We start from the raw sequence: 285 nt of genomic DNA on the forward strand, positions 1-285 counted from the left end.
GGGGGCGAGCGGCCGGGCGGTCCCGGCCGTCGCGTCGGTACCCGCGAGCGCCGGAACGGCTTCCGCGAGGGAGGGGGGAGCCGGTGTGTCGGACATCCAGTAACGCTCCTCGGCGAAGGGGTAGTGCGGCAGCGGGACGACCCGGCGTTCCTGGTCGCGGTCCTGCTCGGTCCAGTCCACGGGGGCTCCTGAGATCCAGGCCGCAGCCAGCGCCACCGGGTCGTCGGCGGGGAGGGCGGGCTCGTCGGTGGGGAGGGCGGCCGGGTGCGGCGCGCGCGGCACCCG

1 protein-coding gene is annotated in these 285 nt (G+C 77.9%); it reads right to left on the reverse strand.

Annotated elements, in window-relative coordinates; translation table 11 throughout:
• Positions 1–285, reverse strand: a 285-nt coding sequence (locus tag GT042_RS21185) for a hypothetical protein (protein WP_161310300.1), incomplete at both ends; no start/stop codon positions are given.

Origin of the sequence: Streptomyces sp. SID3212 (assembly GCF_009865405.1) — a bacterium.
Taxonomy (GTDB): Bacteria; Actinomycetota; Actinomycetes; order Streptomycetales; family Streptomycetaceae; genus Streptomyces.